General features: G+C 67.0%; 12 protein-coding genes and 1 pseudogene. 6 read left to right on the top strand and 7 right to left on the bottom strand.

The window, feature by feature from the left end:
• Positions 1–79 precede the first annotated feature (79 nt).
• The 3 genes from RMR04_RS07820 to RMR04_RS07810 all read left to right on the top strand — a co-directional run bounded on the left by RMR04_RS07820 (position 80) and on the right by RMR04_RS07810 (position 2,473).
• A complete protein-coding gene (locus tag RMR04_RS07820; RefSeq protein WP_311913955.1) occupies positions 80–706 on the top strand; it encodes a LysE family translocator in 627 nt (208 codons plus the stop codon).
• An 18-nt stretch (positions 707–724) separates the two neighbouring features.
• Positions 725–1,324, top strand: a complete 600-nt coding sequence (locus tag RMR04_RS07815) for a class I SAM-dependent methyltransferase (protein ID WP_311913954.1) — start codon at positions 725–727, stop codon at positions 1,322–1,324.
• A 90-nt stretch (positions 1,325–1,414) separates the two neighbouring features.
• Positions 1,415–2,473: an MBL fold metallo-hydrolase gene (locus RMR04_RS07810; protein ID WP_311913952.1), complete on the top strand. Its 1,059-nt coding sequence runs from the start codon at positions 1,415–1,417 to the stop codon at positions 2,471–2,473.
• 159 nt (positions 2,474–2,632) lie between these two features.
• On the opposite strand, the gene RMR04_RS07805 is transcribed toward RMR04_RS07810, so the two are convergent.
• Entirely contained in the window at positions 2,633–3,496 is an 864-nt protein-coding gene (locus RMR04_RS07805) for a GyrI-like domain-containing protein (protein ID WP_311913951.1), read from the bottom strand.
• A 141-nt stretch (positions 3,497–3,637) separates the two neighbouring features.
• Here RMR04_RS07805 and dapF point away from each other — a divergent pair, with 141 nt between their 5' ends.
• Together dapF and mtaB are read left to right on the top strand one after the other, a co-directional pair.
• Entirely contained in the window at positions 3,638–4,522 is an 885-nt protein-coding gene (dapF, locus tag RMR04_RS07800; protein ID WP_311913949.1) for a diaminopimelate epimerase, read from the top strand.
• The gene (mtaB, locus tag RMR04_RS07795) at positions 4,522–5,796 is read left to right on the top strand and encodes a tRNA (N(6)-L-threonylcarbamoyladenosine(37)-C(2))-methylthiotransferase MtaB (RefSeq protein WP_311913947.1); all 1,275 of its coding nucleotides are present in this window, start codon (positions 4,522–4,524) and stop codon (positions 5,794–5,796) included. The genes dapF and mtaB overlap by 1 nt, the downstream gene beginning before the upstream one ends.
• A gap of 344 nt (positions 5,797–6,140) precedes the next feature.
• Here mtaB and RMR04_RS07790 read toward each other — a convergent pair whose 3' ends face one another.
• From RMR04_RS07790 to RMR04_RS07775, 4 genes are all read right to left on the bottom strand, one after another.
• Positions 6,141–7,253: a sulfite oxidase gene (locus RMR04_RS07790; protein ID WP_311913946.1), complete on the bottom strand. Its 1,113-nt coding sequence runs from the start codon at positions 7,251–7,253 to the stop codon at positions 6,141–6,143.
• Between the two features lie 110 nt (positions 7,254–7,363).
• Positions 7,364–9,070, bottom strand: coding sequence for an AMP-binding protein (locus RMR04_RS07785; RefSeq protein ID WP_410492255.1), 1,707 nt, complete (start codon positions 9,068–9,070; stop codon positions 7,364–7,366).
• Between the two features lie 167 nt (positions 9,071–9,237).
• Positions 9,238–11,316 carry an elongation factor G gene (locus RMR04_RS07780; RefSeq protein ID WP_311913944.1) on the bottom strand — a complete coding sequence of 693 codons (2,079 nt, stop codon included), beginning with the start codon at positions 11,314–11,316 and terminating at the stop codon, positions 9,238–9,240.
• Between the two features lie 288 nt (positions 11,317–11,604).
• A complete protein-coding gene (locus RMR04_RS07775; protein WP_311913943.1) occupies positions 11,605–12,324 on the bottom strand; it encodes an SDR family oxidoreductase in 720 nt (239 codons plus the stop codon).
• 95 nt (positions 12,325–12,419) lie between these two features.
• On the opposite strand from RMR04_RS07775, the pseudogene RMR04_RS07770 reads away from it, so the two are divergent.
• Positions 12,420–13,321: pseudogene (locus RMR04_RS07770) on the top strand (LysR family transcriptional regulator).
• A 93-nt stretch (positions 13,322–13,414) separates the two neighbouring features.
• Here the strand turns inward: RMR04_RS07770 and RMR04_RS07760 are convergent.
• Positions 13,415–13,780 (bottom strand): GatB/YqeY domain-containing protein, encoded by a 366-nt coding sequence (locus RMR04_RS07760; protein ID WP_311913942.1) that lies wholly within the window; start codon positions 13,778–13,780, stop codon positions 13,415–13,417.
• A gap of 9 nt (positions 13,781–13,789) precedes the next feature.
• A complete protein-coding gene (locus tag RMR04_RS07755; RefSeq protein ID WP_311913941.1) occupies positions 13,790–14,578 on the bottom strand; it encodes an SDR family NAD(P)-dependent oxidoreductase in 789 nt (262 codons plus the stop codon).
• Between the last annotated feature and the right edge of the window lie 41 nt (positions 14,579–14,619).

Here is a 14,619-nt window from a genome sequence, read left to right as displayed (position 1 = left end):
AGCCAGCCGACCGGCCAACGCCCCTTTACAAATCACCTCGTCTGGGGATGGCTCGACCAACCTTGACCCGGAGCCTGTCATGACCTTCGAAACCTGGGCCGCCTTCGCCGCCGCCACTGCCGTCCTTCTGGTGATTCCCGGGCCGACGATCCTGCTCGTCGTCTCCTATGCGCTCGGCCAGGGCTGGCGCACGGCACTGCCGACCGCGGCCGGCGTCGCGCTGGGCGACTTCACCGCGATGACGCTCTCGATGCTCGGCCTAGGCGCGCTGCTGGCCACCTCGGCCACCGTATTTACGGCGCTGAAATGGGCGGGAGCCGCCTACCTGATCTGGCTCGGCATCAAGCTGTTTCGCGCCGGCGGCACGCTCGACGCGAAGCCGCGCGAGGATGCGGTCTCGTCATTGAAGATGCTCGGCCATGCCTGGCTGGTAACCGCCCTGAATCCCAAGAGCATCACCTTCTTCGTCGCCTTCCTGCCGCAGTTCCTCGATCCGAATGCCGATTTTTGGACGCAGATGCTGATCTTCGAGGCGACCTTCGTGACGCTCGCCGCCGCCAACGCCTTCGGCTACGCGCTGGTCGCCTCTCGCGCCCGTTCGATCGTAAAATGCCCCCGCGCACTCGGCATCATCAACAAGACCGGCGGCACCCTACTGATCGGCGCTGGCATCGCGACCGTCGCGATGCGAACCGGTACGCGCTGACGACGAGATGTGTCGAGCATGACCGGCCGCGATCCCGTAACCCTCGATTTCTACGCCGCCGAGGCGCAGGCCTATGCCGGTCGCTCGCGCGCGGCCGAGCATGCGCGGATAGCCGCCTTTGCAGCGGCACTCCCGGCCGGCGGCAGCGTTCTCGAACTCGGCTGCGGTGGTGGGCAGGACAGCGAGGCCCTGCTGGCGCGCGGCTTCGCGGTGACACCGACCGATGGCTCGCCGGAACTGGCGAGCCAGGCCGCGCGGCGGCTCGGGCGGCCAGTCGAGGTGCTGCTGTTCGAGGATCTGGACGAGAGCGATGCCTTCGACGGTGTCTGGGCCAATGCCTGCCTGCTGCATGTGCCGCGCCAGGCTCTTTCGGCGATCATCGGCAAGGTGCAGGCTGCCCTGAAACCGAGCGGTGTATTCTATGCCAGCTTCAAGGCTGGCACCGCTGAGGGCCGTGATCGCTTCGGGCGCTATTACAACTACCCGTCATCGGACTGGCTGCACGGCGCATACGGCGCCGATTGCTGGCGCAAGCTCGACATCGACGAGGACATGGGCGGCGGCTATGATGGCGAGCCGACCCGGTGGCTGCATGTGCTCGCATTCAAGATGCCGTGACGACGAGCCATCCCCCTCTGGGCGTCGGCATCGGCATGCATCAGGATCACCGGACTTGATCCAGCGCACTCACGCCCCACTTCTGACCCCATGAATCGCCGCAAGCTCCTCTCCTTCCTCGGCCTCACCGCTTTGCTCGGCTCGACGGGCGCCGCCTGGGCGACGCTCACGCGCTCGCGCAATCCCTATTACCAGGGCCCTGTCACAGCCCATTTCGACGGCTTGAGCTTCAGCGACGGGCGCCCCGTCACCAAGGGGCTGCTCGACATCTGGAGATGGCAGACCTCCAAACGCGAGCGCGAGGCCTTTCCCGAGCATTACCCGGCCCCGCCGCAGGACAAGCCGCCGGCGCGCGTCGAGGGCGTTCGCATCGTCCATCTCGGCCACGCCTCGTTCCTGTACCAGGTCGCGGGGCTGAACCTGCTGATCGACCCGGTCTATGCGCAGCGCGCCAGCCCGTTTTCCTTTGTCGGCCCCAAGCGCGTGAATGAGCCTGGCGTCGCCTTCGACGATTTGCCGAAGATCGACATCGTGCTGATCACGCATAACCATTACGACCATCTCGATCTCGCGACGCTGGCCCGCATCCATGCCCGCGACATGCCGCGCATGATCATGCCGCTCGGCAACGACACCATCGTCAAGGCGCGCATTCCCGACGCCCTGACACAGGTCCATGATTGGGGCGAGCGCGTCGCTCTGTCGGATGCGGTCTCGGCGACGCTGGTTCCAACCTATCACTGGTCGGCGCGCGGCGCGCTCGACCGGCGCATGGCGCTGTGGTGCTCCTTCGTCATCGAGACCGGCGGAACGAAGGTCTTCCATATCGGCGACACCGGCTATCATGACGGCTCGCTCTATGAGCGGCTCGGCCAGGAGCATGGCCCGTTCGATCTCGCCGTGCTGCCGATCGGCGCCTATGAGCCGCGCTGGTTCATGTCGGACAATCACATGAACCCGGAAGAGGCCGTGAAGGTGATGACCTCGCTTAAGGCGCGCCAGGCGATCGGCCATCACTGGGGCACGTTCCAGCTCACCGACGAGGGCATCGAGCGCCCGCCCGAGGCGCTAAAAGTGGCCTTGGCGCAAGCCGGCCTGCCGGAGGAGCGCTTCAGGCCGATGCGGCCAGGGCTGAGCTGGACGGCTTAAGCTTGTCCACCGCGTTATCCCGGGTGAAGCGGAGACCCGGGATCCGAAGCGCGTCATGGTCGGGCTTGACCCGACCATCTCCGATTTCAGCCAGCTGGTCATGCGATTCTCAGGGCGCAAGCCCGAGAATGACGCTTCAGGCCCGAATACGCCCCGCGCTCAGCGCGGCTGGACGTAGACGTTGATCTCGAGGTTCGGATCGCCCGGATCGTTCAGATCGCTGACATACTCCTCGAGGAAGGCGTCCTTCACCACGATGCTCTTGGCTTCGAGATAGGCCGTGATCGTCTCATAGGTCGAATCGATGTCGTCATAGGGCGCGACATGGACGAAGCGCAGCGAGGGTCCAGCCGGGGACAGGCCGACCTTGACGCCGCGCGCGAATTCCGAGGTCCGCGCCCCCTCCGGCGCCTGCCCGACCGGCAGCATCGCCTCGAAGCGGAAACCATTGTCGTCGGTTTCGACGAAGAGCGTCAGCGGCCGGCCGGCGATCGGCAGCCCAGCCTTGGCCGCCTCCTCGCGCAGAATCTTGAAACTCTCGCTCAGGCGCTGGAAGCCCTGATCCCAGCTCGACTGGCCGGCAAGCGACAGCACCGGCTTGGAGACGAGCAGGACGGCGTCGACATCGCTCGAATCGCCCCGCTTGCCGGCGAGCGTCGCGTTCGGATCAGGCAGGCCCGCCTGCTGCTGCGGCACGGGCGGCACCGGCAGCGCCGGACCGGGGGCCGGCAGGGTCGGAGGCGGCTGGACCGGTTGCGGCTCGGGCGGAAGCGGCGACGCCGGCGGGGGCTGGACGGGCTGCGGCGCGGCAGGCCCCTGCAGCACCGGGGGCGGTTGAACCGGCTGCGGCTCGGGAACGGACGGGGCGGCCTGCGCCTGCGCAGGAGCAGCCGCACCCGGCGGCGGCGCGAGCGGGGCGGACTCAACAGCCGTCGGAGGCGCGACACGCGTCTGCGCGAAGGCAGGCATGGAGGCACCAAGCAGCGCTGCGAGCGCCAGAACACCAATCCGGGAAATCCGCATCATCATGGTCCTGACCAAAAAGAACGATTCGCGCCCTTGCAGCGCAACATAGAATGTCCACCTTCACGCAGGAACGGGCGAAGGGTGGCTTTTTCGCGTCGGCTCCCTCATAGACGCCGTAGTTTGTGGACGTGTGACCGAATGAACGCTCTGGCAACCCGCCGGTTCCTGAAGATGAACGGTCTGGGCAACCAGATCACCGTGCTCGACCTGCGCGGATCACAGCTGCGCGTCAGCGAATCCGATGCGCGTGCCATCGCAGCGCAACCCGGCGCCCGGTTCGACCAGCTCATGGTGCTGCATGACGCCCTGACGCCCGGTACAGACGCCTATATCCGGATTTACAACACCGACGGCTCGGAAGCCGGCGCCTGCGGCAACGGCACGCGCTGCGTCGCCTGGGCGATGATGGCCGACCCTGCCATGGGCAATCCGTCGAAGACCCGGCTGACGCTCCAGACCAAGGCCGGCCTCCTGCCGGCTGTGCGCGAGAGCGAGCTCGTCTTCACCGTCGACATGGGTGCGCCCCGCCTCGCCTGGGACGAGATCCCGCTCGCCGAACCGTTCCACGACACCGCCCATTTCGAATTGCAGATCGGCCCGATCGACGATCCGATCCTGCATACGCCCTGCGCGGTCAACATGGGCAACCCGCATGCGGTCTTCTTCGTCGACGATCCCTATCGCTTCAATCTGGAGCAGATCGGGCCGCTGCTTGAGAACCATCCGATCTTCCCCGACCGCGCCAATATCGAGCTCGCGGCGGTGACGGCGCCCGATCACATCGTGCTGCGCGTCTGGGAGCGCGGCGCCGGCATCACCCAGGCCTGCGGCTCGGGCGCTTGCGCGGCCCTAGTCGCAGCGGTGCGGCGCGAATTATCCGCCCGCAAGGCGGTCGTCAGCCTGCCCGGCGGCGATCTCACCATCGAATGGCGCGAGCGCGACGGCCATGTGCTGATGACCGGCCCGGTCGCCTTCGAATGGGAAGGCGTGATCGAGCCGGACTGGTTCGAGAGGGCGGCCTGATGGCGCTGGAGGTCGTCACCTTCGGCTGCCGCCTCAACATCGTCGAGAGCGAGGCGATCCGCGAGCGGGCGCAGGCGGCCGGCCTCGACGACCTCGCTATCGTCAACAGCTGCGCCGTCACCAGTGAGGCGACGCGCCAGGCCAGGCAGGCGATCCGTCGATTGAAGCGCGAGCAGCCTGGCCGGCCGGTGGTGGTCACGGGCTGCGCCGCGCAGATCGAGCCCGCCCGCTTCGCCGCCATGCCGGAAACCGCGCGCGTTCTCGGCAATGCCGAGAAGATGAGGCCCGAGACCTGGGCGGCGCTCGCCCGCTCCAACAGCTTGCTCGGCGACGCCGAGGCCGCAGCCGACGACAAGATCGCCGTCTCCGACATCATGGCGCAGACGACCCTGTCCGATGCCCGAACCGGCCGCTTTGCCGCCCATACACGCGGCTTCGTCCAGATCCAGAACGGCTGCGACCATCGCTGCACCTTCTGCGTGATCCCGTTCGGCCGGGGCAATTCGCGCTCGCTCGCGCTGACCGAGGCGGTCGCGCAATGCCGCCGGCTGAGCGAAGCCGGCGCGAGAGAGATCGTGCTGACGGGCGTCGACCTGACGAGCTATGGCCGCGACCTGCGGGATGCGCCGAGCTTGGGCCGGCTGGTGCAGGCGATCTTGCGCGCCTTGCCCGAATTGCCGCGCCTGCGCCTCTCCTCGATCGATGCGGTCGAAGTCGATGACGAACTCCGCGAGGCGATTGCGACCGAACCGCGCCTGATGCCGCATTTGCATCTCTCGCTGCAGGCCGGAGACGATTTGATCCTGAAGCGGATGAAGCGTCGGCACGGCCGCGAGGATGCGATCCGCTTCTGCGCGGAGATGCGGGTCTTGCGGCCCGACATCGTCTTCGGCGCCGATTTGATCGCCGGTTTCCCGACGGAGGACGAGGCGATGTTCTCGCGCTCGCTCTCCTTGGTCGAGGAATGCGGCCTGAGCTTCGTCCATGTCTTCCCCTATTCGCCGCGCCCGGGCACACCGGCCGCGCGCATGCCGCAATTGCCGGGGGGCATCGTCTCGGAACGGGCGAGCCGCCTGCGCGAAGCCGCTCGCGACGCCCACCGGCAGCATCTCGACGCCCGCCTCGGCCGGCCGCTCTCGGTGCTGACCGAACGCGGCAACACCGGCCGCGCCGAGGATTTCACGCTGGTGCGCTTCCAGCGCGACGTCGCGCCCGGCGAGATCGTGGCCGTCCTGGCGCAAGAGGCGGACGAAAAGGCGCTGCTCGCCGCCTGATACAGAGCATTTCCGCGTTTCTCCGAATCGCGGAAATGCTCTAGTTCCTTGTTTTGACGCGTTTTCTCCGCGCAAACGCTTCGCGTTTGTCGCGGGGGAACCGGTGTCCACTTCGCTCGAAAACGCTCTAGATCGCCGCCCCGGCCACCATTGGGAGGGGGCGCGGCCGGAGCGGCGGGAGCCTCCGACACGAAGGCCCGGCCATTGGTCGCGACGAGAGGCGATCCGGTTCAATCGCTCGAGCAGGATGCGAAAAAGTGGGAACCGGTTTTCGCATCCGGCTCTAACTCTTTGATGGGAGACGGCTTCGCACGCGGCTCAGTGCCCGCGCTCGTCACCGAGACTCAGACGCCGAAGGCCAGACCTGAAACGCGCTGCATCTGATTGTTGCAGTAGCCGCGCGGATTCCATGTCGTCTCGAAAGGCTGGACATTCCCCTCGACATCGCGCGCCTGCGCCATGACCGAAAGCGGCCCCGCCCGCTCGATGGTGAAACCCAAGCGGAAGCGCCGCCAGGCGAACGGCCCCTCGCCATCCCCAAGTTCCGCCTCGAGCCAGCTTGCCCCGCCATCGCAGGAGGCGCGCAGACCCGCCAGCGCGATCGCCCCGCTCCAGGCAAAGCCCTCGACGACGAGGATCGAACCCACCGCGACGCTGAACCCATGCGTCGGCGCCGTGATCAGCGATTTCACCGGCATGTCGGTGATGACGGAAAATCGGGCCGGATCGATCGCCTCGCCCGGCTTCACCGGCGTCATGGGCATCCGATAATCCGTGCCGCGCATCTTCTCGCCGTCATGTTCGACATCGCGCAGCGAAATCCGGTCGAGCCATTTCTGCCAGGCCGAGCCCGGAAAACCGGGCGCGACGATGCGCAGCGGCCCGCCATGCAGCGGCGGCAGAGGCTCGCCATTCATCGCGAAGGCGATCAGCGTCTCCGCCGCCAGCGCCTTGGCAATCGGCAAGCCGCGCGACAAGGCCGGCCGCGACGGATCCGACAAGTTCCGGTCGGGCGCGTAATGCGCGGTATAGACGGCGCCCACCTTCACGCCGGAGACCTCCAGCACATCCTTCAGCCTGACGCCGGTCCAGCGCGCGCAGCCGACGGCGCCGAGCCGCCAGGGCAGACCGTCGGTCGCGGGCGAGAATTGCGAGCGGCCATTGCCGGCGCATTCGAGCACGGCGGTGACGGTGACGGTTTCGAAGCGCGCGCGCAGATCGGCGATCGACCAGACCAGCGGCCGCTCGACCTCGCCATCGATCGTCAGCCGCCAGGCCTCAGTCGGCCCTGTCTCGGGCAGATCGCCATTATTGCGGATGAAGAAGGCATCGACGGGGGTGATCGGCTCGGCCAGCAAATCGAGCGCCGGCTCCGCGTTCAGCGCCTCCTCGTCATGGACATAGAGCCCGGGCTTCAGCCGGCGCAGCAGCGGGAGTTCGAGAAGGCGACGGGGCAATCAGCAACCTTTTCGTCGGCGCGCGGACGCGTGCGGCGGATGGCGCAGGCCTACGGCCTCGGCGGGGCAAACTAGCCATCGCCCTTCGCGCGATCAAGCTGCCGACCATCTCATTTGTGGGAGGCGACCTCCTCGCGCAGCGCGCGGCGCAGCACCTTGCCGACATTGGTCTTGGGCAGGCTGTCGCGGAAGACGATCTGCTTGGGCACCTTGTAGCCGGTCAGGCTGTCTTTGCAGAAGGCGCGCAGGGCCTCGGCCGTCAGCGATTCGTCCTTCTTGACGACGAAGGCGGTGACGGCCTCTCCGGAATGCTCGTCGGGCAGGCCGATCACGGCTGCCTCCAGCACGCCGGGGTGGCTGGCAAGCACATCCTCGACCTCGTTGGGATAGACGTTGAAGCCCGAGACCAGGACCATGTCCTTCATCCGGTCGACGATCTTGATCTGGCCGTCAGGCAACAGCACACCGACATCGCCCGAGCGGAAATAGCCGTCAGCGGTCATCACTTTCTGCGTCTCGTCAGGCCGATTCCAGTAGCCGACCATGACCTGCGGCCCACGGATGCAGATCTCGCCAGGCTCGCCAGGCGCCATGTCGTGGCCCTCGGCATCGCGGATGGCGAAATCGGTCGAGGGCAGCGGATAGCCGATTGTGCCGGTGAACTCGGAAATGTCGGGCCGGTTGGCGGAGGCCACCGGCGAGGTCTCCGACAGGCCATAGCCCTCGACGATCGGCCGGCCTGTGACCTCTTTCCAGTGCCGGGCGACAGCAGCTTGCGTCGCCATGCCACCGGCAACCGCGAAGCGCAGCTCTTCGAAATTCACCTGGCGGATCTCCGGATGGTTCGCCAATGCGTTGTAGAGCGTGTTGACGCCGGAGAAGAGCGTGATCCGGCTCGTCTTCAGCAATTTGACGAAGCCGGCGATGTCGCGCGGATTGGCGATCAGCAGCCCCTTGGCGCCGATGCGCAGCATGAACAGGCAGCAGCAGGTCAGCGCGAAGATGTGGTAGAGCGGCAGGGCCGTGACCATGACGTGCTGGTAGTCGCTGCGGCCCAGCGGCGGCTCCAGTGCCCAGCCCAGCCACAAGGCGCATTGCTCGACATTGGAGGCGACGTTGCGATGCGTCAGCGTCGCACCCTTCGCGACACCGGTCGTGCCACCGGTATATTGCAGGAAGGCGACATCGTCGGGAGTAACCGTTACCGGCGCCATCACGCCCGGTCCGGCCAGGATGCCCTTGAGCGCAATCGAGCCCGGCAGATTGAAGGATTTGACCACCTTCTTGATCTTGCGGGCGACGAAATTGACGATCGTGCCCTTGAAGCCCATCAGGTCGCCGGCAGTGGCGATGACGATCGCCTCGAGCTTGAGGTTGGGCTTCGCCTCCTCGACGACATGGGCGAAATTCTCGATCACCACCAATACGCGCGCGCCGGAATCGTTGAGCTGGTGGGTCAGCTCGCGCGCCGTGTAGAGCGGGTTGATGTTGACGACGGTGAAGCCGCCGATGAGCGCCCCGAAGATCGTCGCCGGATAGGCCAGGATGTTGGGCATCATCAACGCGATGCGGTCGCCCTTCTTGAAGCCCTGCGCCTGCAGCCAGGCGGCGAAGGCCTGCGCGGCGCGGCCAGTCTCGGCGAAGCTGATCGTCTTGCCGAAACTCTCGAAGGCCGGGCGTGCGGCATAGGTCGTGCAGGCGGCGTGGACGAGATCGGCCAATGTGCCGACCTTGTTCGCATCGAGCTCCGGCGGCACGGCGGCGGGATATTGCGCCAACCAGGGACGCGGGTCAGGCTTCGCCGCGGCGGCGCTCATCGCATTCATGGTCATCCTCCCATCTCGCCGGCTTTGCGACCGCAGAAGCAGCCGTGCCAGTGTTTTTTCATGACCATACAGTGCGGAACCGAGCGGGCGGACGCAAGCGTCCGCCCCCAAGAATACGCCAAAAGGTTTAGATATGAACTTTTCAGATCACAGGCCCTTCATCGTGCCTGCGCCAGGGCATGCGAGGCGACGATGGCCTCGGCCGGCTTGCCGGCGAGTTCGGCGAGATGGTCGAAACGCGCGCTGAACGAACCGACCCCGGCCGTCGCCGAGCGCAGCTCGACGATCAGCCCCGGCATCTCCGCCTCGGGGATCAGCGCATTGATCTGGTCCCAGCCACGCCATCCCGGCCGCGAATCATAGCCGAGGATCTGCCCGCGCCGACTCGAGACGATGGCCGAGGCCCGCGACATCGCTTCGGAGGGGATTACCACCTCGACAGCCAGGATCGGCTCCAGCAGCACGGGCTTCGCCTGCGGCACGGCCTCGCCCATGGCGATACGCGCCGCCTGCCTGAACGCCATGTCGGAGGAATCGACCGTGTGATAGGAGCCGTCGGTCAGCGTCACCTCGATATCGACCAACGGAAAGCCGAGCGGCCCGTTCTGGCAGAAATCACGCGCGCCGGCCTCGACAGAGGCGATATATTGCCGGGGCACCACGCCGCCGGTGATGCGATCGACGAAGCGAATGCCCTCGCCGCGCGGCAGCGATGCGACCTCCAGCACCACATCGCCATATTGCCCATGCCCGCCGCTCTGCTTGCGGTGCCGACCGCGCGCGCCGGCCTTGCCCCGGATGGTCTCGCGATGACCGATCTGCGGCGGGCCGCTCTCGACGGACACGCCATAGCGGCCGGCAAGCCGCTCCAGCGTGACGCGCAGATGCATCTCGCCCTGGCCGGACAGGCGCATCTCGCCGAACTCCGGCAGTTGCGTGATCGAAAGCGCGGTATCCTCCTCCGCCAATCGCGCTAGCGCCGCCGCCAGCCTGACATCGTCCTTGCGGTCCTTCACCGCGACGGCCAGAGCATGCACCGCTTCGGGCGGCGCGACCGAGCTCACCACGCTGGCGCGCAGCTTGCCGAGCGTCAGCGCATCCCCGGTCACCACGCCCTCGAGCCGCGCGAAGGCGGCGATCTCGCCCTCTTCCGCCGCCGGCTTGCGCGTCTGCTCCACGCCCTTGACCGCAAGCACGCCGGCTATCCGCGCCTCGACGCCGCCCGACGAGGTTACGACGTCGCCCTCCGCCAACCTGCCGCGCAGCATGCGGGCAAGCGAGACCTTGCCGCCCTGGCCGGAATGCCAGGTCTTCATCACCTGCGCGAGCGGCGCGCCTTCGGCCACGACGCCGATGCGTCCGCGCGTCTCACTGAGGTCGGGAGCCTCGTGCCGCAGCGCCTTGAGCAGGCGCGTCACGCCATTGCCGCGCTCGGCCGAGCCGATCAATACGGGCACGACATGGCGGTGCTGCAATTCCCGCGCGAGATCGTCGAAGATGCGGTCGCGCGGCGGCTCCATGTCGCCGAGCAGATCCTCCATCAGCGCGTCGTCGTAATCGGCGAGCTTCTCCAGCATCGAGAAGCGCGCTTCCTTCTCGCGCCCGGCCTCCTCGGAGCCCAGCGGCACGATCTCGCTGGGCGCATGCTCGCGGTAGATGAAGGCGCGCTCCAGCGCGAGATCGATGAAGCCGACCGCGATGCCCTTCTGCCAGATCGGGATCTGGCGCAGCAGCAATGGCGTGCGCGAGGCGCGCTGCAGGATGCCGAGCGTCTCGCGGACCCGGCGCGAGGCGGTGTCGATCTTGTTCAGGAACAGGAAGCGCGGAATATCCGCTTCCTCGAGCTCGCGCAGCACGAGTTCGAGCGCCGGCGCCTTGCGGTCATCCGCCTCGCAGACCACCACCGCGGCGTCGACCACCGGCAGGACATGGCGCATCTCGTGCAGGAATTCGACGGAGCCGGGGCAATCGACGAACTGGAAGCGCTCACCGAGAAATTCGACGGAGGCGACGTTGAGCTCCGTGCTCATCTGATGCGAGCGGGCCTCCGCACTCGCATCGCCGACACTGTTGCCGGTCTTGACCGAGCCGGCGCGGGAGACGCCGCCGCAGCGCTCTAGGATGCTTTCGAGCAGCGTCGTCTTGCCGCTCTGGAAGGGGCCGACGATGGCGATGCATCGCGGGCCCCTGCCTCTGATTCCGTTTGCGTTTCCTTCGTTCCGGGATGTCGCAGCCATGGCTTCCTCCTTCGGTCATTGGCCGCGAAGGGGCGAAAAGCCGTTGGGCTCAGGGCTCCGACGCGGCAGGAACCGGCACGGGAAGTCAAGTGAAGCGCCCACGCCGGAAAGGCGGCGGTCGCACAGGCCCGACAAGGGTCGGGCGGCCGTCGAAGAGGGATTTCGGGGAGCAGGTTCGCGCCGTTCGGGAGGCGGCGCAAGTAAATTGTCTGCTGCGCCGCGACGCGCGTGAGACGCCACGGCCGGATCGCGCCTGGCTTGCTCGGGCGGGTAGCCGCGGCGCAGCGATTAAGCGAGGAGGCCCCCGCCGTCGACGTAGAGCACTTGGCCCGTCACATAGGTCTGGCGGATGAGGTAGAGGTAGCTTTCCGCAATCTCCTCCACCTCGCCGGCGTGGCCGACAGGCAGGCGTGCGGCCTCAGCAGCATAGAAGGCGTCGCGTTCGGCCTCGCCCATGCCGGCCCAAAGGTCGGTCTTCACGACACCGGGCGCCACACAGTTCACCCGTAAGGGCTTCAGTTCCACGGCGAGCGCCCGGGTGAGCCCGTCCATCGCGCTGCAGATGCTCGACGCCGCCGCCCAGCCGGGGCCAAGCGGCCGAGCCCCCGCCGTGCCGGAGGTGAACACCAGGGAGCCGCCTTCCCGGATCGTCTTGCGCCCGTATTTCGCCGCGGCGAGCGCGCCCCAGTATCGAAGCTCGAAGAATCGGCGAACCTCGGCGAGATCGGCCTCCAATCCGAGAAGCTGCAACGGCTCTCCCGCCGTGTAGATGAGGTGATCGAACTCACCCACCTCCTCGAAGAACGCTCGCGTTGCCGTCTCGTTGGAGAGGTTGACTGTCCGTCCTTCGGCGTCCGCCCCCAGGGCGGCGACCGCCGCCGCAACCCGCGTCTGGGAGCTTGAGCCGACCACGACCTGGGCTCCCGCTTTAGAGGCGGCCTTCGCGACCGCGAAGCCTATGCCGGACGTGCCGCCGAGCACGACAATGCGTTGTTCATTCAAGGTCATGGCGAACTCCTGAGGATGGGAAGACGCAAGATCCACTTTGCCCAACCCGGAATCCAACGCATCTTTGTCACCGCAATGTTGACGGAGACTCACTCATGGCATTTGACGCGCGTTTGCTCTCAGGCGTCGGTGTGATGACCGCCGTCGTGGAAAACGGCGGCTTTGCCCGCGCGGCGGAAGCTGTCGGGTTGACGCCATCGGGGGTGAGCCGAGCCGTGGCGCGGCTGGAGGCGCAGGTTGGGGCCCGGCTGTTTGACCGGCATCCTCGTATGGTGGCTCTCACCGAAGCCGGTGCGCGCTTCCATGCCGAGGTGGCGCCGCTCCTTGCCGCCATCACGGAGGCTGCCGAGACAGCCGCCGACGACGCCACCCAGGTTCGCGGGCGATTGAAACTGAGCGTTGATCCGTGGTTCGCGCGCATCGTGCTCGCGCCGCGACTGCCGGCGCTACTGGCACGCTATCCGGAGCTTTCGCTGGAGCTTCGGGTCACCAACGCCTTTGAGGAGATGCTCGCTGGCGGCGTTGACCTTGCCATACGCTTCGGCCCTCCGCCGATTTCAGGCCTGATCGCCCGCAAGTTCCTGGACACACGGGTCCTTACGGTCGCCACGCCGGCTTACCTGGCCGGCCGCCCCCTCTTCGCGCGCCCGCCGACATCGCCCGGCATGACGCGATCCTGTTCCGGGATCCGCAGTCCGGGCGGCCGTTCACCTGGGAATTCCATCGTGGCGGCAAGGCGATCGAAGTCCCGGTCGCCGGCCGCCTGGTACTGGACGATCCTTCCGCGGCGCTGGCCGCCTGCGAGGCGGGGCTGGGCCTGTTCCAGAGCTTTGAACTGGGGCTCGAGCCCTGGCTGAACAGTGGGCGTCTGGTCACCGTACTCGACGATTGGGCGGAGGAGCGCTTCCCGCTCCATGCCTATTATGCGTCGCGCCGCCAGTTGCCGGGCAAGGTGCGCGCTTTCCTGGATTTCATCACGTTCAGCCTCGCAGCTTGACGGCGAGGTCTTGTGGACAGCGCTCGGTGCCCACGCTTCAGGCCGGCGGAATGCGGACAGGTTTGCTCGGCACGCCTGTTGCGAACCGTGCCCTCAACGCCTCGCCGAAACGTAGCGATCGATGATGGCGACCTCCTCCGCCAGCCGCGCGGCCCGTTCAGCCTGGCCGAGCTCGCGCAGCTCCCGGGCCGCCGCCGTCCTGTCACTAATCTCCCGGTCGATTAGCCCATCCAGTTCCGCATCCGACAGAACCTTTCGCGGCACCTCCACGGCATCGTCGCCGAATTGGCGAACGACATAGGTCTGGTGAAGCTCGCCGAGCGGAACGGCCTGCGCATTGTCGATCGCGGCAATGAGCGAACGCAGGCAGGAGATCTCGCCGCCGCGCCGCTCGCGCATCGCGGCCTTCAGGTCAGCTCTCAAGCGCAGCTGAAGGCTGCTGGCGGGGTCCGTGTTCATGACCACCCTCTACCGATTCCGCCTTTCCCCCCGCAGCGTCGCAAGCCCGATCCCGACCGCGTCGAACCCGCCATCAACAGCCAGCACCTGCCCGGTGATGTAGCTCGACCTGTCGCTGCACAGGAAGAAGATCGCCTCGGCCAGTTCCTCCTCCAGCCCGTAGCGCGCGAGCGGAATGGCGTCGCGGTAGTCGGCCCGGATTTCAGCCGAGTGCACCGCCTTGGCCATGGCAGTGTCGACCGGGCCGGGTGCGACTGCGTTGACGCGGATGCCCAAGCTGGCGAGCTCCGCCGCCTGCTGCTTGGTGAGATGGGCGAGCCCGGCCTTGCTGGTGCCGTAGGCGACACGCAGCGTCGAGGCACGCAGGCCCGAGATCGAGGTGATATTGACGATCGCGCCGCCGCCGGTATCGGCCATCAGGGGGGCGGCAAGCTGCGTTGTCAGGAACGGCCCGGTCAGGTTGACCGCCAGGACCCGCTGCCACTCCTCATGAGTGGTCTCCAGCAGCGGCTTGAACACGGCCGTGCCGGCATTGTTGACCAGCGCATCGAGTCGGCCGAAGCGGATTGTCAGCGCCGCGAAGGCAACTGCTACCGCGGCAGGATCGGAGACATCGCAGGCCAGCCCCAGCGTCGCCTCGGGCTGCGCCAGCTCGGCCATCGCCTTGTCCAAAGTCTCTGCGTCGATATCGAGCAGCGCGGCCCGCCAGCCCTCGGACAGAAAGCGCCTGGTGGTGGCAAGCCCGATGCCGCGCGCGGCGCCGGTGACGAGGGCGATCTTGTGGAGGTTTTCAGGCATGTTTTCCGACCCTGATACTGTCATTGTTGTTGCGTACCGCT

The sequence above is a fragment of the Bosea sp. 685 genome, assembly GCF_031884435.1.
Lineage (GTDB): Bacteria > Pseudomonadota > Alphaproteobacteria > Rhizobiales > Beijerinckiaceae > Allobosea.
This window is presented reverse-complemented; position numbering and strand designations above follow the sequence as displayed.

Coding starts and splice junctions, on each gene's coding strand:
- RMR04_RS07805 (WP_311913951.1), bottom strand. CDS start 3,496: ATGCGGATTTCCCGGATTGGTGTTCTGGCGCTCGCAGCGCTGCTTGGT.
- RMR04_RS07810 (WP_311913952.1), top strand. CDS start 1,415: ATGAATCGCCGCAAGCTCCTCTCCTTCCTCGGCCTCACCGCTTTGCTC.
- RMR04_RS07755 (WP_311913941.1), bottom strand. CDS start 14,578: ATGCCTGAAAACCTCCACAAGATCGCCCTCGTCACCGGCGCCGCGCGC.
- RMR04_RS07785 (WP_410492255.1), bottom strand. CDS start 9,070: ATGAGCGCCGCCGCGGCGAAGCCTGACCCGCGTCCCTGGTTGGCGCAA.
- dapF (WP_311913949.1), top strand. CDS start 3,638: ATGAACGCTCTGGCAACCCGCCGGTTCCTGAAGATGAACGGTCTGGGC.
- RMR04_RS07815 (WP_311913954.1), top strand. CDS start 725: ATGACCGGCCGCGATCCCGTAACCCTCGATTTCTACGCCGCCGAGGCG.
- mtaB (WP_311913947.1), top strand. CDS start 4,522: ATGGCGCTGGAGGTCGTCACCTTCGGCTGCCGCCTCAACATCGTCGAG.
- RMR04_RS07780 (WP_311913944.1), bottom strand. CDS start 11,316: ATGGCTGCGACATCCCGGAACGAAGGAAACGCAAACGGAATCAGAGGC.
- RMR04_RS07820 (WP_311913955.1), top strand. CDS start 80: ATGACCTTCGAAACCTGGGCCGCCTTCGCCGCCGCCACTGCCGTCCTT.
- RMR04_RS07760 (WP_311913942.1), bottom strand. CDS start 13,780: ATGAACACGGACCCCGCCAGCAGCCTTCAGCTGCGCTTGAGAGCTGAC.
- RMR04_RS07775 (WP_311913943.1), bottom strand. CDS start 12,324: ATGACCTTGAATGAACAACGCATTGTCGTGCTCGGCGGCACGTCCGGC.